The organism is Phnomibacter ginsenosidimutans, assembly GCF_009740285.1.
GTDB classification, from domain to species: Bacteria; Bacteroidota; Bacteroidia; order Chitinophagales; family Chitinophagaceae; genus Phnomibacter; species Phnomibacter ginsenosidimutans.
This window is the reverse complement of record NZ_CP046566.1, coordinates 3,717,884-3,738,146: the sequence shown is the minus strand read 5'-3', so window position 1 is coordinate 3,738,146 and position 20,263 is coordinate 3,717,884. Positions and strand designations below refer to the sequence as shown.

The following is a 20,263-nucleotide window of genomic DNA, read 5'->3' as shown; positions in this document are numbered from 1 at the left end:
CACCTTCGCAGGAGCAACAAACCGTTCCCCTCTTCGTTATGCGCAACCATTTTACCAAGCCGTCGCCTGTTTCAGTATTTTTTGCAAGGCATATTGGTGCTGGCCCCTGTCAGTATTACAGCGTACATTATTTATAACCTGTTTTCATGGCTCGACAGGCTGGTGCCGGTGTACATCAACCTCAGCGGCGACCCACAGGCTCCATTTTACCTGCCCGGTATCGGGTTCATTATGGTGATGGTGGGCATACTGATAGTGGGCTATCTCAGCTCCTTTTTCGTCATTGGCCGCCTGCTCAGTTTTTTCGATCATGCGCTGGAAAAAACGCCCGGTGTAAAAACCATTTACTCTTTTGTAAAAGATTTTTCGGAAGCATTTGCGGGTAAAAAAGAAAGTTCAGCAAGGCCGTTTTGGTGAGCATTTACCAGCCCGATGTGTGGCAGGTTGGTTTTATTACCAACGAAGATTTAGAACAGTTTGGCCTGCAAGAGCATATTACAGTGTATGTGCCCAATAGCTACGCCGTAGCAGGCACGCTGTTTTTTGTGAAGCGGGACCGCATTAAAAAAATGCACGAAGTAGCTGCCCCTGATGCACTCAAGTTTGCTATCAGCGGTGGTGTGGTGGAAGTAGAAGAATAAGCATGCCAGCCTGTTAATGCGACAGATGTCACGTGGGTAAGTAGCTGTAGCCGTTATTTTCCAATTATTAAACGATTGCCATGTCATCCATCAAGAGGGAAAACTATGCCCGTAAGCGAAGGGCTTTTTTACAACAAGCTGGTAGCCTTGGGTTGGCACTGGGCCTTGGGCCAGGCATAGCAAAAGCCGCTACCACAGGGGCTTTGGCAGCAGGCGACGATGCCATGCCAACACCCACAGATGAACGCTTTACCATTAGCATATTGCAAACCACTGATGTGCATTGCCAGCTGCATGCACACGACGAATTGTTTTGGGAAAATGATGAAGCAGTGTTTCGCAAAACCGGTGGCTATGCACATTTGGCTACCTATCTTAAAAAAGCCAGAAAAAATAACCCGCATACATTTGTGCTCGACACGGGAGATATGTTTCAGGGAAGTGAGCTGTCGGTAAAAACGACCGGCAAGGCCATGGTGCCTATTTTAAATGCCCTGCACTATGATTTGTACCTGCCCGGCAATTGGGAAGTGATTTACTACAAGCAAGCCATGCAGCACTTGCTGGGCTCACTACAGGCACCGAAAATTTGTGCCAATATGTACCACGATGTGGGCCATGGCCAAAAAGGCGAACTCATTTTTCAGCCTTATCATATCTGGCATGTCAACGGCGTAAAGATTGGCTTTTTGGGCTACACCGATCCGCTGGTGCCATTGCGCCAATCGCCCAATTACAGCAAGGGCATTATTTACACCAAGCCCGAAGAAAACCTGGCGCATTATGTACAAGTGCTGAAAGAGCAAGAGCAATGTGCGTATGTGCTGATGATAGCACACCTTGGCTTGTCGCAACAAATACACCTGGCCAACCTGCCCGAATGCGCCGGGGTAGATTACATACTCGGCGGCGATACACATGAACGGGTACGAACACCCATACAATGCCGCTATGCCAAAGTGGTGGAGCCTGGTGCCTTTGGCTCATTTGTGGGCAAACTCAACCTGACTATTGAAAAAGGGAAAGTGGTAGCTGATGACTACGAACTGGTAGAAATAGACAGCAAGAAATATGCAGCTGATAAAAACATGCTGTCATTGATACAAGCCAATGAGCAGCCTTTTGCAGATAGCATGCATCGGGTAATTGGTTATAGCAGCTTGCCCTTGTACCGCTACTTTGTGGTGGAAAATACCATCGATACCCTCATCCTGAATGCACTCGATTGGCAGCTGCCAGAAGTAGATATTGTATTGTCAAATGGCTTCCGGTTTTGCCCGCCCCGCACCACGCCCGATCATACAGGAAACATACCGATAACGGAAGGCTACTTGTTCGACATGCTTCCAGTAGACAGCACAGTAAGAACGGCCACAGCTACGGGCAAGCAAATACTCGATTGGTTGGAGAAAGAATTGAACAATGTGTTTGCTGCCAACGCTGCCGAACGCTTCGGTGGTTGGGTCATCAAGTTCAAAGGCATGCAGGTAAGTTTTAAGGCTTTTGCTGAAAAAGGGAAAAGGGTGCAATCTGTTACAGTTGCCGGTCAACCCATGGTGCCTGATAAATTGTATACACTTTGTGCCTGCGAAAGAGATGGTGATCCGCAGGATATGCTCTGCCGTATAAAAGGAGTAACAAATGCCCGCAACACTGCTTACACGCTGCATTCCGTTATGAAAAATTATCTGGCGACAAACTCACCGGTAAAGCCCACGCCGCCACTCTCTGCCAAAATATTGGACGCCCCGCAAAACCTGCTGACACAGGTGCATGGAGTGGAGTATATGTTTAGGTAGGAATCGGGGATTAGTAATTAGTTAAAGGGATTTGGAACACAAGACCGACTACAATATGCTGATGATTAACCAACCTATCTCCATGATGCTCTTTCGAGCCTTGGTGGTTCAAAAACACATAAAAAAATAGCCTGCAACAACTGCAGGCTATTTTCATCAATATACGTTCGTGATTAGCGGTTCATGCTGGCCAGAAACTCGTAGTTGTCTTTGGTGCCACGCATCCGTTTCATCAGGTCGTTCATCGCTTCTTCGGCGTTCATGTCGGCCAGATAGTTGCGCAGCAGGTACATGCGGCTCACTACATCTTTGTCCAACAACAAATCGTCGCGGCGGGTAGATGAGGCAACCAGGTCGATAGCAGGGAAGATGCGCTTGTTTGCCAGGCGGCGATCCAGCTGCAATTCCATGTTGCCGGTACCCTTAAATTCTTCGAAAATCACTTCATCCATACGGCTGCCGGTATCAATCAAAGCGGTGGCCAAAATGGTGAGCGAACCGCCATTTTCAATTTTACGGGCGGCGCCAAAAACTGCTTGGGCTTTTGCATGGCGTTGGCTTCCACACCACCACTCAGCACTTTACCACTGGCAGGAGCTACAGTGTTGTGTGCACGGGCCAGGCGGGTGATAGAGTCAAGCAGTATCACCACATCGTGACCGCATTCTACCAATCGCTTCGCTTTTTGCAAGGCAATGGCACTCACTTTCACGTGTTTTTCTGCAGGCTCATCAAAGGTGCTGGCCAATACTTCGGCACGTACGCTGCGTTCCATATCGGTTACTTCCTCAGGGCGTTCGTCTATCAGTACCACCATCATATATACTTCGGGGTGGTTGGCGGCAATAGCGTTGGCTACTTCTTTCAGCAGCATGGTTTTACCCGTTTTGGGCTGCGCCACAATCAGGCCACGCTGACCTTTACCAATGGGCGTAAACAAATCCATGATGCGGGTGCTCAGGTTGCCCGGTGTGGTAAAGAGGTTCAGTTTTTCGTAAGGGAACAATGGCGTCAGGTAATCGAACGGCACACGGTCACGCACTTCTTCAGGCGTTTTGCCGTTGATGTTGTCCACTTTTACGAGGGCAAAATACTTTTCACCTTCTTTCGGTGGCCGCACCGTACCCAAAACAGTATCGCCGGTTTTGAGGCCAAAGAGTTTGATTTGGCTGGGGCTTACATATACATCATCGGGGCTGCTCAAATAGTTGTAATCGCTGCTGCGCAAAAAGCCATAGCCGTCGGGCATCATTTCCAATACGCCTTCACCATGTACAATGGCATCGAGTTCGATATTGAAAGCAGGTTCTTTGGGCTTTTGTACATGCAGTTGCTGCTGCTGGCGCTGCTGGTAAGGCTGCTGTGGCCTTGGGCGCTGCTCTGCCACAGGCGCTTCAGGGCTTTGTACTTCCGTATTTTCTGCCGGATCTTCTACCACAACTTCATCTTCGGAAATAGTAGGATTGTCCATGTTTTGCAGGGCATTCCGGAAAATATCTTCGATAGACTCACCATCTTCTAAAATCGGACCGGCCACTTTGTCTTTGCGGTGGTGCTGGCGGGTATTTTCCAATGGCAGTTCGGCCTGTTCTTCTTTCTTTGGAGCCGCTTTTTTCGGAGCCGCTTTTTTAGCAGGGCGGCCCGCCTTTTTTTCCTGAACCGGTTCTACTGCAGCAGGAGCAGCAGGTTGTGTTGGTTCCATTACTTCTGCCTCTTCAGTTACATTGGCTGTAGTGGCTTTTACAATGCGTTTGCGTTTTGGCTTATCGCCATCTTCATTTGCTTTCATAGCGCTTTCTATCACAGCTTGCTTGTCAAGAATTTTATAAATAAGATCCTGCTTGGCCAGTTTTTTGGCATCAGTTATTTTCAGGTTTTCTGCAATGTCCACCAGTTCAGGAACGAGCATGTCGTTCAGTTGCAAAATGTCGTACATACGGGGATAATAAATAAAGAATCGTTTACTTGAGTCAGTGAGACCGTAAAAGGAAAAGTGAGAATCGGTTTGATTTGGCGAAGCTGAGAGCCTTTGAGGGAGGAGAATCGCAAGGGCTCGAATCAGAATGCTGCTGCAATATTAGGAGTTTTTCTGAAAAAAGCTTGTAGCGCAGCGGCTACACCGTCATGAAACTGTTTTTTTTAAAATAATTAATAAGCGCCAACTTGAAAAAGCAACCGTGTTGGTGAGCAACTTCGTTATTCAACATCGTTATGCCATGCCATTCAGAAAATTGATTGTGGGTTGTGTACTGCTGGCAGCTACTGCACAGGCACAGCAAAAGCGCCCCAATATTGTGGTCATCTTTTCCGACGATCATGCGCAGCAATCTATTAGTGCTTACGGCAGCAAACTGATGCAAACACCCGCCATCGACCGGCTGGCAAAAGAAGGGGCTTTGTTTAGCAACAGTTTTGTGACCAACTCTATTTGTGCTCCCAGCAGAGCGGTGTTGCTCACGGGTAAATACGGCCACAAATCGGGCCTGATAGACAACAGCGCCGGTAGAAGATTTGATGGCAGCCAGCAACAAATACAAAAACTGCTGGCGGCACAAGGCTACCAAACCGCATGGATTGGTAAATGGCATTTGCAAACATTGCCGCAGGGTTTTCAGCACTGGCATATACTGCCCGATCAGGGCCATTATTACAATCCCGATTTCATCAACATGAACAACGATACCCTGCGCCACGAAGGGTATGTTTCAACTGTCATCACAGATTTTTCTTTGGATTGGCTGCGGCAACAAACAGCAGCCGACAAACCTTTTTTCTGGTGATTGGGCACAAAGCCACACACCGTACCTGGATACCAGATTTGCAAGATTTGGGCGCTTACGATTCGGTGCAGTTTGATTTGCCCGCAACCTTTTATGATGGCTACACTGGTCGCCGTGCTGCACAAGAGCAAGACATGAGCATCAAGCAAACCATGCTGCTCGATTATGATTTAAAAGTGAATGCTGATTTTGATAAGGGCTGGATGTATCGCCGGTTGAATGAACCGCAACGGCAGCAAGCTGAAAAAATATTATGCAGGTGTTTCAGCGTCGTACGAAAAAGTTAAAGCCGACAGCAATAAACTGACCGAGTGGAAATACCAACGCTACCTGAAAGATTATCTCGCCACTGCCAAATCAATGGACAGAAATATTGGCCGGGTGCTCAATTATTTGGACAGTGCAGGACTCAGCAATGAAACCATTGTGGTGTATGCATCAGATCGGGGTTTTTATTTGGGTGAACACGGCTGGTTCGACAAACGCTTTATGTATGAAGAAAGCATGCGAACGCCTTTGCTGATGCGGTATCCCAAGCACATTCAGCCGGGTACACAAGTGCCGCAATTGGTAATGAATATGGATTTGGCACCCACATTACTGCAATTGGCAGGAGTGCCGGTGCCAGCTGATATTCAGGGTAAAAGCATGGTGCCACTGTGGCAAAAAAAGAGCGACACAAACACATGGCGGTCTTCGTTGTACTATCACTATTACGAGTATCCAGAGCCACATCGGGTGGCGCCGCATATTGGCATTCGAACCGCACAGTACAAACTCATTTTCTTTTACGGACCGTTTGAGCAGTGGGAGTTGTACGATTTGGGCAGCGATCCTTCGGAAATGAAAAACATAGCGCAGCTGCCTGCCATGGCTGCTGTGAAAGCATCGCTACAGCAGGCTTTGCTACAACTGGCCCGTGACTATGAAGACAAAGAAGCAGTGCAGCTGTTGCAAAAAGCAATGGTTACAACAAAGTAAAAGCTGCTATAGCTTGTAGGATTTTCTGGTAGGCTGGCCTACATTTAGGCAGCTTAAAAATTTGCACATGAAACTCTGGATAGCACGGGTATTGATTTCGGCAGTGGTGATTGTTTTTCTGGCCTGGTTGCTACCCGGTGTAGCAGTAGCCAGCAGCTGGAAAGCGGTATTGGCAGCAGTGGTGTTGTCACTCATCAATTCTTTCATAAAGCCGGTACTCGTGTTGCTCACCTTGCCCGTTACCATTGTTACCCTTGGGTTGTTTTTGTTTGTGGTAAATGCACTCATGGTACTGCTGGCTGCCAACTGGATTGATGGCTTTCGGGTGGATGGTTTTTGGTGGGCCTTGCTGTTCAGTTTCCTCTTATCCATCATCAATTCATGGTTGCAAGGTTGGCTGCTGAGCAGTCACCAGCAAGAAGAATAAGTTCACCAATCTATGGTCATGGGGTTTGAAGCATTACTGGTAAATTGCGGCATCTTATCTGAACGATTGCCATGATGTACGACCGCAAACAATGGAGTGATGACGAACTCATAGACATATACCAGCAACTGCTGCTGCCCCGCATGATAGAAGAAAAAATGCTGGTGCTGCTGCGGCAGGGAAAAATCAGCAAATGGTTTAGTGGCATTGGTCAGGAAGCCATTGCCTGCGGTGTAACACATGCGCTGCAGCAAGATGAATGGATTATGCCGCTGCACCGCAATCTCGGTGTGTTTACTGGCCGGCACATGCCGCTCTCAACATTATTCAAGCAATGGCAGGGCAATAAAGACGGTTACAGCAAAGGCCGTGAAAGAAGCTTTCACTTTGGTAGTGCAGCGCATCATGTATGCGGAATGATTAGTCACCTGGGCCCGCAACTGGCTTTGGCAGATGGTGTGGCATTGGCCTACAAACTGAAAGGCGAAGCTAAAGTAGCCGTGGCATTTAGCGGTGATGGTGGAACAAGCGAAGGTGATTTTCACGAAGCACTGAACGTAGCCGCCGTGTGGGATTTGCCTGTGATTTTTATTGTAGAAAACAATGGCTACGGATTGAGTACGCCTACCAACGAACAGTTTCGCTGTGCACAAATAGCTGATAAAGCCAAAGGCTACGGCATGGAAGGCATCACTATCGACGGCAACAATATATTGACCGTTATAGATACGCTGAAAGGAGTGCGGGAGTATTGCATCAAAGAGCAAAAGCCTTACCTCGTAGAATGCATGACATTTAGAATGCGAGGCCACGAAGAGGCCAGTGGTACCAAATATGTGCCGCAGCATTTGTTTGATGAATGGAAGAAAAAAGATCCGGTGGAGAATTTTGAATTCTACTTGCAGCAAACGGGTGTGATAAACGCACAACAGATTGATGCACTCAAACAAAACCTGAAAGCACACATAGAAGCAGAACTCACCAAGGCGTATGATACTGCAGAAATGATGCCCGATGAACAAGAGGAACTCGCAGATGTTTACGCACCTGTAAAGCCGATGCCAGTACCAGCTGTCAGCCCTACATCATTGATTACCGACAGCAACAACAGCCGGTTTATTGATGGCATCAGAGATGGCTTGTACCAAAGCATGCAGGTGCACACCAACCTGGTGCTGATGGGTCAGGATATTGCTGAATACGGCGGTGCATTCAAAATCACTGAAGGATTTGTTCAGGAGTTTGGTAAAGCCAGAGTACGGAATACGCCTTTGTGCGAAAGTGCTATTGTAGGCTCGGCTTTGGGTTTATCACTTGAAGGGTACAAGAGCATGATGGAAATGCAGTTTGCCGATTTTGTAACGGTGGGCTTCAACCAAATCATCAACAACCTGGCAAAAATTTATTACCGCTGGGGGCAAAATGCCGATGTGGTGATTCGAATGCCCACAGGTGCTGGTGTGGGAGCCGGTCCTTTTCATAGCCAAAGCAATGAAGCATGGTTTACGCATACACCCGGCTTAAAAGTGGTGTATCCATCTACTCCCGCCGATGCCAAGGGCTTGATGATTGCTGCCATCAACGATCCGAATCCCGTGATGTTTTTCGAGCACAAAGCTTTGTACCGTAGTGTGAGTGGTTATGTGCCGTCGCATTATTATGAAGTAGAAATTGGTAAAGCCCGTGTGGTTCAGGAAGGGGATGATATCTCCATCATTACTTATGGTAGTGGTGTGCATTGGGCCATGGAATATCAGCAGCGTCACATGAATGTATCGCTGCACATTTTGGACTTGCGGAGTTTGCTGCCGCTGGATTACAGTGCCATTCGGGAAGCGGTGCAAGCTACGGGCAAAGTGCTCATTTTGCATGAAGACAACTTGCTCGGCGGCATTGGTGGCGAAATCAGTGCGTGGATCAGTGAGCATTGTTTTGATATGCTGGATGCACCGGTAGTGCGTTGCGCTTCGCTGGATACACCCATTCCGTTCAACATCGAACTCGAACAACAATACCTCGCCAAAAGCCGCTTGGATGCAGCTGTGAAAAAGCTGATGAAATATTGATAACGGTTGAAAATAAAAGTGGCGGCTCGTTCAAAACGAGCCGCCACTTTTTTATCTACAAATTCCTATCTACAAATTCCTCAGCCTTCATTCCCTACATCCCCGGCTTGTACACCCGCTCTTTGTATTTCAGCACATCGGCTTTGTAATACAATACTGGTTTAAACTCGCCGCTGGCATACATCGCCGCTTGATCGCCAAAATGTTTAGAGGAAGGATTGTTGCTGTTGCCGCCGGCCAGCAATGATTTGGCAGTTACCTTTTCGCCAAACTCTACGGCACAAATAAAGCTGTTGCCACTAAAGCCATAGCGACGTGCACTGCCATTCATTTGGCGGCTTACGTAGCTCGGCAAAGCACCCCAGGTAGCTGCTGCAAAACGTGCCGGTATGCTGGGCAATGTATCGTTGTAAGTTTCCTGCAATTTACCGGTGAGGCGCTGGTAGCGGTTGATTTCGCCCCAGGGCACTTGCCACGATGGGAAGCGACTGCGTAAATCGTTGAGCGTTGCTTGCAGAGGCTGAATGAGTTCCAGTGGTTGTGCTTGTTGCAGGTAAGCTTGTGCCTTTTCTATAAAGCCTGCATTGGGCGTGTTGGGAGCAGGCATGCGCTGGATGGCGGGCAGCAACCGCTGCGCCCATTCAATGGCCAGCGTGGTCGCAATAGAACCATAATCAGATTGACGATCCCAGGCAGTCATCATACCAATGGCTTGTTCCAATTGCTTCACACTACTGTCTGCCAGGTAAGGCCTGTTGGCCCAGGCTCTGGCCAATGCGGGAATCATATCATCGAAAGCAGGAAGCTTGCGGGTATAACCGCCGGCTATCACTTTGTCTATCGTCAATACCTGTGCGTTACGCCACACATTCACGGCATTAATGCCCCGGTAGTTTTCGGCATCGGGGGCCATGTATGTAGGAAAATTGCTGCGGTTGGGGCTGGCGGTACCTGCTGCAGTAAATGGTGTGGCATTACAGTTTTGCAACCATCCATTGGCAGGGTTGATGATGGTAACCATTTCGGCAGGCTCATGCAGGCCCTGCCATTCGGTAGCGCTGGTGGTACCATCTACGGGTTGGCTCCAGTCGTACTGCGGATTACGACGCGGCATAAAGTTGCCATGCCAATAACCGATGTTGCCTTCTTTGTCGGCGTACACGGTGTTGTTGCTGGTATTTTCTTTCATGGCCATCAGCTGCTGAAAGCCGGCGAAGTTTTTCACTTTGGTGCGGAGCCAGCTTTGCTCAAGTCCTTTGGCACTGCGGTTGTGGTGCCTGAGTGTCAGCCAGCGGTCGTTGCGCTTGGCCATCACAGGTCCGTGGTGCGTGAAAAAGGCGGTGAATTTTTTCGTGCTCTTCACCCCATTTTCTTGTACGGTAATGCGGATGTCTTTTTGCTGCACTTTGCGCAATGCATTGTCGTATTGATACATGAGTTGACCGGCGCTGTCTTGAATTTTTTCCGCATACAAATCGGCTACATCGGCCTGGCTGCTGGTATGCATCCAGCCACAGTTTTCATTAAAGCCCTGGTAAATAAAAAACTGCCCCCAGGTAACAGCACCGTAGGCATTCAAACCTTCTTCGCTGACCATGTGCACTTCGGGACGGAAGTAAAAAGTAACATGTGGATTGATGTACAAAATGGCTTTGCCCGATGCGGTAACGGACGGCGCAAATGCAAAACCGTTACTGCCGGTTTGCGGGTCATCGCCGAGTTTGGGAGGCAGTGCGGCCACTGATTCACCGGTGTAAAAACTCTGCAGCTCTTGCGGAGTAGCACCACCCGTGCTGATAGCGCCAATGCTGCCATCTGTCCACATGAAAGGCCACCAAGGTTCGAAGCGGCGGAGCAAAGCTGGCTTCACTTTTGGATGCGTAGCGAGGTAATAATTAACGCCGTCTGCAAAGGCGATGCACAACTTTTTCATCCACGCAGGGGCGGTGGCAAAATCTTTTTGGCATCGGCACTATCCAGCACCAACCGATGCAGTAAATCTTCGTACAAGGCTTTGCTGCCCTGCACTTCTGCCTGGCGGCCGAGCTTTTCAATGTAGTTGGCTTCCACCCGTGGGAAGTCGTCTTCGCATTGGGCGAACAACAAACCAAACACGGCATCGGCATCGGTTTTGCCATACACATGTGGTATGCCCCATTTGTCGCGGATGATGGTGACACGTTGTGCCTGTTGCTTCCATTTGGCTACCTCGGCGGGGCTAAATGATTGTGCCAACGACAGGGTAGGCAACAATAAGAGATACAGCAAGTATTTCATAATCATTAATGATGTGCAAGGGTTATGTGTGATACAAAAGGATGGTGTGAACAGATGCACAAAGCGATGCTGATGAAGGGAGTGACACAACCAGGATACCACAGGGTACTGCAGCTCGTCAACAAAAAAACTAATGTGATGGTTGAGCCGTTTTGCCTTGTCCGTACAAGACGGTGCCAGGGCGAGCCCCTGTGTGTTGTGCGTTATCTACTACCACTACGCCATTCACCAGTACATACTGAAAACCTTCGCTGTACTGATGCGGTTGCGCATAGGTTGATTTGTCAATGACGGTGTTGGCATCAAACACCACAATATCAGCCATCATGCCTGGCTTTAGCAAGCCACGATTGTGAAGGCCGAATTTTTGTGCAGGTAAAGAGGTCATTCTGCGAATGGCTTCCTCCAGTGACAATACTTTTTCTTGACGAACATACTTACCTAACACTCTTGCATTGGTGCCGTAGCCACGAGGATGAGGCACACCACTGTTGAATACCCGAATGCTGGCATCGCTGGCAAACATGTTGAAGGGATATTGCATGATGTTTTTGACATCGACTTCACTCATGCCATGAAACACCATGCTGGCGCCGCCTTTGTACATCATGTCGATGATGAGGTCGGCTTCGGCGGCTGCGTTGTGCTTGCGGCCCAACAGCAGGTTTACCTCTTCAATGTTTTTGCCATTCCAGCTGGTATCGGACCGGTAGTTGGCTATCTGACAATAGGTGAAATGATTTTGCTGGCGTTTTTTCAGCCTTGCCAACATGTAATTTTTGATGTAGGCTCTTGTTGTGGGATTATCAATTCTGGCACGGATAGAATCGGCACCATCGGCCAGCATTTCATCGGGAAAAAGTGTTGACAGCGAAGTGCTCGACGCCGTGTACGGATATTGATCGATGGTGACTTCGATGCCTTCTGCTCTGGCTTGTTGTACAAGGCCTAAGGTTTCGTTACTGCGGCCCCAGTTGTTTTGACCGCTGAGTTTGAAATGAGAAATCTCCACCGGAATATTGGCCTGCCGGCCAATGTTGATGGCTTCGGCAATGGCTTCATGTACCAGGTCGGCTTCGTTGCGCATGTGGGTGGCATACACGCCGTTGTACTGCGCTGCCACTTTGGCCAAACCCACTACTTCGGGTGTTTGAGAGTAGGTGCCGGGAATGTAAATCAAGCCCGTGCTGAGGCCAACAGCACCCGCCTGCATGGCTTTGGCCACCAGTGCTTCCATGCGTTGTTGCTCTTCGGCGGTAGGTGTACGGTTGGCTTCACCCATTACCAGTTGGCGTACGGTATTGTGCCCTACTAACGCAGCTACATTGATGGAGAGTTTCAAACTGTCGATGAAACGAAAGTATTGCGCCATGTCGTCGGCACTTTCGCCACAGTTGCCGGCTACCACGCTGGTTACACCATCGAGAATAAAACTTTTGGCATCGGGTGCTTTTGCTTCATCGCCTTCGATGTGTGTATGCACGTCGATGAAACCGGGTGCCACATACAAGCCTTTGGCATCAATCACTTTGCTGGCGCTGTATTGCGACAGTTTGCCAATGGCAATAATTTTTCCATTAGCGATGGCAATATCTGCATAGTACCAGTTGTTGCCCGTGCCATCAATGATGCGGCCATTGCGAATGAGCACGTCTGCTTGCTGAGCTTGCAGCAACGAAGTGGAAAGGACAGTGATGAAGAGAAGAATGTATTTCATGTATTTTTTTTACCACAGAGGATATGGAGTACTCACAGAGCACACAGTGTATGTACATACTTCTGTACATACTTCATAATTGGCTGTAGTTGAGTTTTATTTGTTTCAATTCTTTTTACTACAGAGGCGAAGGAGTACATACAGAGTACACTGTGTTACTCGGTGTATACCTCCAATTCCTCCATGGTTAAATATTCAATTCATTTATGGTTTTACCACAGAGACGAAAGAGTAACACAGCGGATACTGTGTTACTCAGTGTAGACCTCCAATTCCTCTGTGGTTAAATTAGTTTTTCATTTTTGCACAGCACTCATGTCATCCAAAATCCACACGCCACGGCCGTAGGTGCCAATCACCAGTTTGTTGTCGCGGGGGTGCACAAACAAATCCTGCACCGAAACCGAAGCGGGCAAATTGCCCCGCAACGACTGCCAGCTGGCGCCTTTGTTGTGGCTCACATAAATACCCATATCGGTACCGAGGTAGAGGATGTTGCTGTTGCGGGGATCTTCCCGAATCACATTTACCGGCGCAGCGGGTACATTGGTGGCAATGCTTTTCCAGGTAGCGCCAAAATCGTGGCTCACAAATACGTATGGTTTATTGTTGTCTTCACGGCGGTCGCTTAGCGTAATGTACACCGTGCTCTTGTTATACTTGCTGGCTACTATGCGGGATACATGTGCATTCGCTGGCAATCCTTTTTCAATGTTCGTCCAGTTGGCGCCATCATTTTGGCTCAGCCAAACTTTTCCATCATCTGTGCCCACATAGAGCAGCCCTTGCTGCAGCGGACTTTCATCGGCTGCCGTAATGGCTTGGTGGTTGATGGCATAAGGTGTTTTACCCATTTTAGCAATGTTGTTGCTGGTCAAATCCGGACTGATGCGTTTCCAACTGTTGCCGCTATCGGTACTTTTATACAAGTACTGAAAGCCATGGTACAAAGTGCCGGCATTGTGTGGCGATAAAAAAGTGTACGCCATCCATTCACCACGCAACGGTTCTTCATCAGCCGATTTTTTGATGCCAATATCCTGCCACCACAAACTATCGGGCAGGTTCAAATTACTTTTTACCAAACGACCATAAAAACTACTGGCATACATGATGTTGTTGTGCACAGCAATGTGTGTGCCTTCGCCACCGGGAGCATCACGCCAGGCAATGCTTTGCATAGAAGCTTTGTCGTAGGTATACGCAGAGCTACCCATGCTGCTGCCTTGGTCTTGCACAGAACCATAGATATGGAAAGGCTCCTGCATATCGTAGGTTACATTGTAGAAATGCGTGGTGGGCATGTTGTGGTAAAATGTCTTCCAGGTTTTGCTGCCATCGTAGCTCACGGCTACGCCGCCATCACTACCATTGATGATGTAGTTGCTGTTGGTGGGATCGATCCATAGGGCGTGATGGTCGCCGTGTACATTATCGCCTTTGTAATTGTTGCCCCATGTTTGAATGGTTGCAAAAGTTTTGCCGCCATCGGTGCTTTTGGCAAAAGGAACACCCATGATGTACACGGTGTTTTCATCATTCGGGTCTACCCGTATCTGGCTAAATACCCAACCGTAGGTACCTGCAAAGCGTTCCAACTTTTCATCTTCCGTGCTCACTTTGCTCCAGCTTTCACCTTTGTCATTGCTGCGCCACACCTGCACACCCATCGGAATGATTTGAATGGGGCGACCGTAAGGATCGAGTTCGCCCGGTTTGGGTTCTCTTTTGGGTGTATGGTTGTCGATAAACGCATATACCACGTTGCTATTCTTTTTACTCATGGCCAGGCCAATACGGCCGGTGTATTTTGTTTCGGGCAACCCATTGGTGAGGCGCTTCCATGTTTTACCGGCATCGGTGCTTTTGTAGAGGTAGTCGCCATCCTCTGGTATGGGGTCGCTCCAGCGTTTGCGAATGCGGTTCCACATGCTGGCATACAACGTATTCGGATCGTTGGGATCCATCAGCAAATCATTACAACCACTGGCGGTACCTTCTGCTAAAATTCGCTTCCATGTTTTGCCACCGTCGGTGGTCAGGTACACACCACGTTCGGGGTTGTGGCTCCATTCGTGTCCGCCGGCTGCTACATACACTACATCGGGGTTGCTGGGGTGTATAACAACACGACTAATGGTACCGGTATTTTCCAAGCCAATATGCGTCCAAGTTTTACCAGCATCAGTGCTTTTAAACATACCCATGCCGGGCAGCGATGCCCGGAAAATATTGGCTTCGCCTGTGCCTGCGTACAAGATGTTGTGATTGCTTTGTGCAATGGCCATGGTGCCCATGTTGAGGGTGGGCTGTTTATCGAACAAAGGTTGCCAGCTCAAACCAGCATCTGTGGTTTTCCAAAGACCACTGGTGGCCAATGCAGCATACATCACGTTTTTATTGCCGGGTATGCCCCACACATCTGTTACACGACCACTGATATAATTGGGACCCGTTTGCCGCCACTGCAGGTTTTTATACGGGCTATTTTGGCTTAGCGTTTCATGCTGTTTGTATGCCGCCAGCCTTGCGGTGCCGGGCACAGAGCGGTTGTTGGTATGCGGTTGTGCGGTGGCCAGCAGGGTACAGGCCGCCAGCGGCAACAAAAAAGAAAACTGTTTCATGAGCAGTACATGTTGATGGGTTGACAATAAGACGATGGTAAGATGAGAAAATGGTGCGCCGGGTGCGAAAAGTGAATATAGGAAAAGAATGTAGTTGCAAGGCAGGAGTAGGACGCATCATCTCATCAGCACACCGCCCTTCGGTCTTTGTGTTTCTTTGCGTGTCTAAGCCTTCGCTGTTCATCAAAACCCCGCAATTTTTCCTAACATTGATTGCTGCCTTACAACTACAGGCACTTGTCGTATGAGCCAACCTGCATTACTCCGGTCTACCTATGCGCTACTGGGCGAAGATTTATTGCAAGCCATCGAAACCCATGGCCAGTATATGGATGTGCCAGCCGGTACCACGCTGGTGCGGGAAGGTCAGTTTGTAAAAGTGGTACCACTGGTTTTGCATGGCACGGTAAAGGTGTTTACCAAAACCGAAGACAAAGAGCTGTTGCTCTACTACATCCGCCCCAGCGAAAGTTGTGTCATGAGTTTTGCCGCAGGTATGGGCGATGAGCCGAGTAAAATAATGGCCGTGGCTGAAGAAGCCACAACACTCTGGCTGCTGCCGGTGGCACAATTGCGGCAGTGGGTCACCGAATTTCCGCGAATCAATTTATTGTTTTTTACGCAGTACAACCAGCGGTATGCCGAGCTCATCGATACCATCAATGCACTGCTTTTTAACCGGCTCGATAGCAGGGTGTATCAATACCTCAAAGAGAAAACCCGCATGAAAGGCGAGTTGGTGCTCGACCTGCGGCACCGACAGATTGCGCAGGATTTAGGCACTGCCCGTGAAGTGGTAACACGGGTGATGAAGCGGCTGGAGCAAGAAGGAAAAATCAAACAGGCCGACGGCAAAATACTGCTCTTGTAAGCCGGTGACGCTGGTCACCAGATTGTGCCACACGATGCTGTTAGTTTTACTGCATGAAACAACCATGGTTGCGTATGCTGCTTGTATGTATCCTTTGCCTGTTGTTGGTTTGGAGCATCGTAGCAGTTTGGCAAGCCATCCGGAACTAAATCAATTGTAACCTCAAAAAACTTCCAGCATGAAAAAGAACATGGGCGCTGTAGACCGCGTCATCCGCATTGTATTGGCCGCCTTATTTGCGGTATTGTATTTCACCGGCACAGTAGCAGGTACACCTGGTTTGGTGCTGCTCGTATTGGGCGGTGTGTTCCTGGCTACCAGCCTCATTAGTTTTTGTCCGCTGTATACATTGGTAGGCCTCAATACCTGCCCCAAAAAATAATCCTAGGGGTTTGCTTATTTACTCGTTAGCAGCACCAGCTCATCAGCTGGTGTTGTTTTTTTGTGGCACCAGCCAAGTGCTGCTATGAAGCACCTGTTGCGTCGCACACTTGTACTGCCGTGCACAGCGCAGCTGTTCCTGCCAATTCTCTTTTTTTGAACCACTAAGGCGTAAATAGTTTGCAGTAGACAGTTTGGGATTTGCAGGGCTTGTATTTTTTTCTTATTAACGAAGGATTGCATACAAAAAGGCCCATCCGACCAACAATTATTGATTTAACACATCCCCGAAAAAATTATATTCCTTAACCCAATGGATTGCCTATTGCCTACATTATTATTGCCTTCTTCATCATTGCCCATTCCCTCATTGCCCAACCAAACCACAAACCCCAAACCCCCAACTACCAACTATCATCTACCTTCGCGTCATGCCTGAAACATTACAAGCCGGACAGTTTTATACATTACCCGTAGAACGCATCGTTACTCCGGGTGCCTATTTGCGCCATGGCAATGAAGATGTGTTGTTGCCCAATCGCTGGTTGCCCGAAGGGTTGCAAAAGGGGGATGAAATAGAAGTTTTCATTTACCACGATAGCGAAAATCGCCTCATCGCCACTACACAAAAGCCGTTTGCAGTAGTGGGTCAGTTTGCTTTTTTGAAAGTGGTCAGCACCAGCCCGGCCGGCGCCTTTCTCGATTGGGGGTTGAGCAAAGATTTGTTTGTGGCCAACAGCCAGCAACGGGAGCCCATGAGTGAAGGCAAAAGCTACCTCGTGTATGTGTACCGCGATGAAAAAACCGGCCGCTTAGCTGCCACCGAATGGACCAATCAGTTTTTAAAAACCGATACCACGGGCTTACAAGAAAAGCAACCCGTTACGTTGCTCGTACATCGCCAAACGCCATTGGGTTTTGCGGTGATGGTGGATGATTGCTATGAAGGACTGGTGCACCATGCCGATGCGGTGGTAGGTTTGCAGCCGGGCCAGCGTTTGCAAGGTTTCATCAAGCAGGTGCGGGAAGATGGCAAGCTGGACATTGTGCCCGGCAAACCCGGCTACGACAAAATTTCAGGCGAACCCGAACGCATTCTCGAATTACTAAAACAACACAAAGGCGCTTTGCCGTACAACGACAAAAGCGACCCGCAAGACATTTACGCCTTTTTCGGCCTCAGCAAAAAGAGTTTCAAAATGGCCATCGGTGCTTTGTACAAACAACGTTTGATTGAAATACTGCCAGGTGGTATAAAGTTGGTGGAGTAGGTTTTTAGTTGACGAGTTTACTAGTTTACGTGTTCACTGGTTCCAATGTTTTAGTGTGCAACAGTTACAGTGTTGAAGCGCTTACAAATTGCACTGCATTTACATTGGCACATTTTCAAATTAGCTAATTAGCACATTACTCAATGGCACTATACACCAGCACTTTAAACTTGTCGTGAATATCGCCATGGCTGGTAGGTGTTTGGTTTAGGAAAAATTGCGCTATTATTTTTTCTTTCGGATCTATCCAGTAGGTGCTGCTAAAAGCGCCACCCCAACTATACGTGCCGGTACTTTGGCCCAGCTTGCCACTGCCTGTTTCCGTTACCAATCCAAAGCCCAGTCCGAATTTTTCATTCGGCCCACGGTCTACATTGCCTATTTGATTTTGTGTCATCAGCTCCACACTGTTTTTGCTCAGGATGCGTTTACCATTGTACACACCACCGTTGAGCATCATTTGCATAAAAATGGCATAGTCCATTGCTGTACTGGAAAGGCCTGCCCCGCCGCTGTATAATTGCCCCTTCGCTTTAGGGTAATCTACATCCAGATTATTCAGCATAGCCGATTGCCCGGGTTGCAATACCGTTACATGTTGCTGTTTATCCTCTGTGTGTAATGCCACCAATCGGTTTTGTTTTTCAGCAGGCAAATAAAACCAGGTATCCTTCATGCCCAGTGGTTCAAAAATGCGGATGCGGAAAAAATCGGCCAGACTTTGACCGCTCATCACTTCTACAAAATAACCGAGCACATCGGTGTTGAGGCCGTACGTAAAACGTTCGCCGGGCTGGTGCTCCAGTGGCAGTGCGGCAATCTTCATTACCTGCTCTTTGAGGCTGGCAGCAGGCACACCAATTTGTGCATGCACACCGGCTTTGGCATACATGGCTTTGGCACGTGGGCTGCCTATTTGTGCATACCCAATACCCGATGTATGCGTAAGCAAATCACGGATGGTAACTGCCCGCTTGGCTTTTACCGTACTAAAACTGGTATCGGCCATATTAAACTGATCAATGACTTGCTGATTGGCAAATGCCGGAATGTATTTGGCAATGGGATCGTCGAGCAAAAACTTGCCTTCTTCAAACAGCATCATCACTGCCGTGCTGGTAATTGCCTTGGTTTGCGAAGCAATGCGGAAAATATCGTCTTTCTGTTGTGCGTTTTTTGTAGCGGCGTTGCGAACACCAAAAGCCCGATGGTACACTACTTTTCCATTGCGGGCTACAATGCAGGTGGCACCGGCTATCCACTGGCTATCGATGTATTGCTGTACCAATGCGTCTATGCGGTTGAGCCGCACCGGATCCATGCCTTCTGTTTTTGGCGACGTGGCCAATGGAATTTGCGCAACTAATGGCGCCATGGCAAATGATGCGGCAATGGCAAGAAAAAGGGATTTCATGTACAATCAATTTTTTGGGCAATTAAAGTACATGAAAAAGGCATTGCCAGCAGGGTAAAGCGCAGGTTATTACTTTCCTGCAACCCAATCTTCTATCACACCGGCAAAATATTGGTGCTCCAATTGGTGGATGCGGGCAGCCAAATCATCGGGTGTATCGCCGGGCAGCACCGGGCACTTGGCCTGAAATAAATGCGCCCCGTGGTCGTATTGCTCATCCACCAGGTGAATGGTGATGCCGCTTTCTGTTTCGCCTGCCGCAATCACGGCTTCGTGTACAAAATGGCCATACATGCCTTTGCCTCCATATTTGGGCAGCAGGGCAGGGTGAATATTGACGATATGATTGGGATAGGCAGCTATTAACGTCGGGGGTATTTTCCATAAAAAACCTGCCAATACAATATAATCGATGCCAGCAGCCTGCAGTTCGGGCACATAGGCATCGCCTTTTAAAAACTGCTCCCGGCTGATGATTAAGGTGCTTACGCCAAAATCGGCGGCATGGTGCAGGGCGCCGGCGCCGGGCTTATTGCTCACCAGCATCGAGATTTTGATGCGGGGGTGCCCTTTGAAATGCTCCATGATTTTGCGGGCATTGCTCCCGGTACCGCTGGCAAAAATGGCCAGGTGGATATGCGCATCGCTTTCAGACGAGGCGGCCGGAGCACTGCCCAAGCCCAATTTGCTACCCATTTTGCGTAAATAATTGCGGAAAAACCTGAATTGGCCCAGCGGAATACTGATGAGCAGCACACAAATCGGCCACAACAGGGTAAGGATGATAAAGTACAGCGTTCCGTACAGAAATGGCTGCTCAATGGTAAACAGCCCCAGTATTTCACGGGTAAAAAAGCCGCAGAGGCTACCACCAAGGGCAAACGTGCAGAGAATAAGGGTGAGTTGCACCCCGGTAACCTTCCATTTTTGTTGCAGCCGGCCAAACATGCCTGCGAAGATGGGGTAAAAAAACGTGCAGATGACGGAATACAGCCCGGGGGCTGATGCTTATCA

Annotated in this window: 15 protein-coding genes and 2 pseudogenes; 10 read left to right on the top strand and 7 right to left on the bottom strand. The window is 48.7% G+C overall.

Annotated elements, in window-relative coordinates; translation table 11 throughout:
* The first annotated feature begins 231 nt into the window (after nt 1-231).
* Nucleotides 232-641: pseudogene (locus tag GLV81_RS21780) on the top strand (DUF502 domain-containing protein).
* 80 nt (nt 642-721) lie between these two features.
* Complete coding sequence (locus GLV81_RS16155; RefSeq protein ID WP_157479785.1) at nt 722-2,440, top strand: bifunctional metallophosphatase/5'-nucleotidase; 1,719 nt, start codon at nt 722-724, stop codon at nt 2,438-2,440.
* A gap of 173 nt (nt 2,441-2,613) precedes the next feature.
* Here the strand turns inward: GLV81_RS16155 and rho are convergent.
* Nucleotides 2,614-4,376: pseudogene (gene rho / locus GLV81_RS16150) on the bottom strand (transcription termination factor Rho).
* 280 nt (nt 4,377-4,656) lie between these two features.
* Between rho and GLV81_RS20725 the strand changes: the two are divergent.
* The 5 genes from GLV81_RS20725 to GLV81_RS16135 all read left to right on the top strand — a co-directional run bounded on the left by GLV81_RS20725 (nt 4,657) and on the right by GLV81_RS16135 (nt 8,694).
* Nucleotides 4,657-5,220: a sulfatase-like hydrolase/transferase gene (locus GLV81_RS20725; protein WP_246186080.1), complete on the top strand. Its 564-nt coding sequence runs from the start codon at nt 4,657-4,659 to the stop codon at nt 5,218-5,220.
* A complete protein-coding gene (locus GLV81_RS20720; protein ID WP_246186079.1) occupies nt 5,217-5,507 on the top strand; it encodes a hypothetical protein in 291 nt (96 codons plus the stop codon). The genes GLV81_RS20725 and GLV81_RS20720 overlap by 4 nt, the downstream gene beginning before the upstream one ends.
* On the top strand, nt 5,440-6,201 hold the full coding sequence (locus GLV81_RS20715; RefSeq protein ID WP_246186078.1) for a sulfatase/phosphatase domain-containing protein: 762 nt from the start codon (nt 5,440-5,442) through the stop codon (nt 6,199-6,201). The genes GLV81_RS20720 and GLV81_RS20715 overlap by 68 nt, the downstream gene beginning before the upstream one ends.
* A 67-nt stretch (nt 6,202-6,268) precedes the next feature.
* Nucleotides 6,269-6,628 (top strand): phage holin family protein, encoded by a 360-nt coding sequence (locus tag GLV81_RS16140; RefSeq protein WP_157479784.1) that lies wholly within the window; start codon nt 6,269-6,271, stop codon nt 6,626-6,628.
* Nucleotides 6,629-6,699: 71 nt separating this feature from the next.
* Nucleotides 6,700-8,694 carry an alpha-ketoacid dehydrogenase subunit alpha/beta gene (locus tag GLV81_RS16135; RefSeq protein ID WP_157479783.1) on the top strand — a complete coding sequence of 665 codons (1,995 nt, stop codon included), beginning with the start codon at nt 6,700-6,702 and terminating at the stop codon, nt 8,692-8,694.
* 94 nt (nt 8,695-8,788) lie between these two features.
* On the opposite strand, the gene GLV81_RS16130 is transcribed toward GLV81_RS16135, so the two are convergent.
* From GLV81_RS16130 to GLV81_RS16120, 4 genes are all read right to left on the bottom strand, one after another.
* Nucleotides 8,789-10,627 (bottom strand): penicillin acylase family protein, encoded by a 1,839-nt coding sequence (locus GLV81_RS16130; protein WP_281350714.1) that lies wholly within the window; start codon nt 10,625-10,627, stop codon nt 8,789-8,791.
* Nucleotides 10,624-10,971: a penicillin acylase family protein gene (locus tag GLV81_RS21395; RefSeq protein WP_281350713.1), complete on the bottom strand. Its 348-nt coding sequence runs from the start codon at nt 10,969-10,971 to the stop codon at nt 10,624-10,626. Before GLV81_RS21395 ends, GLV81_RS16130 begins: the two co-directional genes overlap by 4 nt.
* A 130-nt stretch (nt 10,972-11,101) precedes the next feature.
* On the bottom strand, nt 11,102-12,688 hold the full coding sequence (locus GLV81_RS16125; RefSeq protein ID WP_157479782.1) for an N-acyl-D-amino-acid deacylase family protein: 1,587 nt from the start codon (nt 12,686-12,688) through the stop codon (nt 11,102-11,104).
* Nucleotides 12,689-12,984: 296 nt separating this feature from the next.
* On the bottom strand, nt 12,985-15,312 hold the full coding sequence (locus tag GLV81_RS16120; RefSeq protein ID WP_157479781.1) for a WD40/YVTN/BNR-like repeat-containing protein: 2,328 nt from the start codon (nt 15,310-15,312) through the stop codon (nt 12,985-12,987).
* A gap of 244 nt (nt 15,313-15,556) precedes the next feature.
* On the opposite strand from GLV81_RS16120, the gene GLV81_RS16115 reads away from it, so the two are divergent.
* The 3 genes from GLV81_RS16115 (at nt 15,557) to GLV81_RS16105 (ending at nt 17,835) form a co-directional block, all read left to right on the top strand.
* The gene (locus GLV81_RS16115) at nt 15,557-16,183 is read left to right on the top strand and encodes a Crp/Fnr family transcriptional regulator (protein ID WP_157479780.1); all 627 of its coding nucleotides are present in this window, start codon (nt 15,557-15,559) and stop codon (nt 16,181-16,183) included.
* A 178-nt stretch (nt 16,184-16,361) separates the two neighbouring features.
* The gene (locus tag GLV81_RS16110) at nt 16,362-16,565 is read left to right on the top strand and encodes a YgaP family membrane protein (RefSeq protein WP_157479779.1); all 204 of its coding nucleotides are present in this window, start codon (nt 16,362-16,364) and stop codon (nt 16,563-16,565) included.
* 430 nt (nt 16,566-16,995) lie between these two features.
* Nucleotides 16,996-17,835 carry a CvfB family protein gene (locus GLV81_RS16105; protein WP_157479778.1) on the top strand — a complete coding sequence of 280 codons (840 nt, stop codon included), beginning with the start codon at nt 16,996-16,998 and terminating at the stop codon, nt 17,833-17,835.
* Nucleotides 17,836-17,971: 136 nt separating this feature from the next.
* On the opposite strand, the gene GLV81_RS16100 is transcribed toward GLV81_RS16105, so the two are convergent.
* Both GLV81_RS16100 and purN read right to left on the bottom strand, forming a co-directional pair.
* Nucleotides 17,972-19,249, bottom strand: coding sequence for a serine hydrolase domain-containing protein (locus GLV81_RS16100; RefSeq protein WP_157479777.1), 1,278 nt, complete (start codon nt 19,247-19,249; stop codon nt 17,972-17,974).
* Nucleotides 19,250-19,318: 69 nt separating this feature from the next.
* Complete coding sequence (gene purN, locus GLV81_RS16095) at nt 19,319-20,197, bottom strand: phosphoribosylglycinamide formyltransferase (RefSeq protein ID WP_246186077.1); 879 nt, start codon at nt 20,195-20,197, stop codon at nt 19,319-19,321.
* Nucleotides 20,198-20,263 lie beyond the last annotated feature (66 nt).

What these genes read in the sequence shown, in the direction of transcription:
- GLV81_RS20725 (WP_246186080.1), top strand. Translation starts at nt 4,657, where the DNA reads ATGCCATTCAGAAAATTGATTGTGGGTTGTGTACTGCTGGCAGCTACT.
- GLV81_RS16105 (WP_157479778.1), top strand. Translation starts at nt 16,996, where the DNA reads ATGCCTGAAACATTACAAGCCGGACAGTTTTATACATTACCCGTAGAA.
- GLV81_RS20715 (WP_246186078.1), top strand. Translation starts at nt 5,440, where the DNA reads ATGAACCGCAACGGCAGCAAGCTGAAAAAATATTATGCAGGTGTTTCA.
- GLV81_RS16100 (WP_157479777.1), bottom strand. Translation starts at nt 19,249, where the DNA reads ATGAAATCCCTTTTTCTTGCCATTGCCGCATCATTTGCCATGGCGCCA.
- purN (WP_246186077.1), bottom strand. Translation starts at nt 20,197, where the DNA reads ATGTTTGGCCGGCTGCAACAAAAATGGAAGGTTACCGGGGTGCAACTC.
- GLV81_RS16130 (WP_281350714.1), bottom strand. Translation starts at nt 10,627, where the DNA reads ATGAAAAAGTTGTGCATCGCCTTTGCAGACGGCGTTAATTATTACCTC.
- GLV81_RS16135 (WP_157479783.1), top strand. Translation starts at nt 6,700, where the DNA reads ATGATGTACGACCGCAAACAATGGAGTGATGACGAACTCATAGACATA.
- GLV81_RS16115 (WP_157479780.1), top strand. Translation starts at nt 15,557, where the DNA reads ATGAGCCAACCTGCATTACTCCGGTCTACCTATGCGCTACTGGGCGAA.
- GLV81_RS16155 (WP_157479785.1), top strand. Translation starts at nt 722, where the DNA reads ATGTCATCCATCAAGAGGGAAAACTATGCCCGTAAGCGAAGGGCTTTT.
- GLV81_RS21395 (WP_281350713.1), bottom strand. Translation starts at nt 10,971, where the DNA reads ATGAAATACTTGCTGTATCTCTTATTGTTGCCTACCCTGTCGTTGGCA.
- GLV81_RS16110 (WP_157479779.1), top strand. Translation starts at nt 16,362, where the DNA reads ATGAAAAAGAACATGGGCGCTGTAGACCGCGTCATCCGCATTGTATTG.
- GLV81_RS16120 (WP_157479781.1), bottom strand. Translation starts at nt 15,312, where the DNA reads ATGAAACAGTTTTCTTTTTTGTTGCCGCTGGCGGCCTGTACCCTGCTG.
- GLV81_RS16125 (WP_157479782.1), bottom strand. Translation starts at nt 12,688, where the DNA reads ATGAAATACATTCTTCTCTTCATCACTGTCCTTTCCACTTCGTTGCTG.
- GLV81_RS16140 (WP_157479784.1), top strand. Translation starts at nt 6,269, where the DNA reads ATGAAACTCTGGATAGCACGGGTATTGATTTCGGCAGTGGTGATTGTT.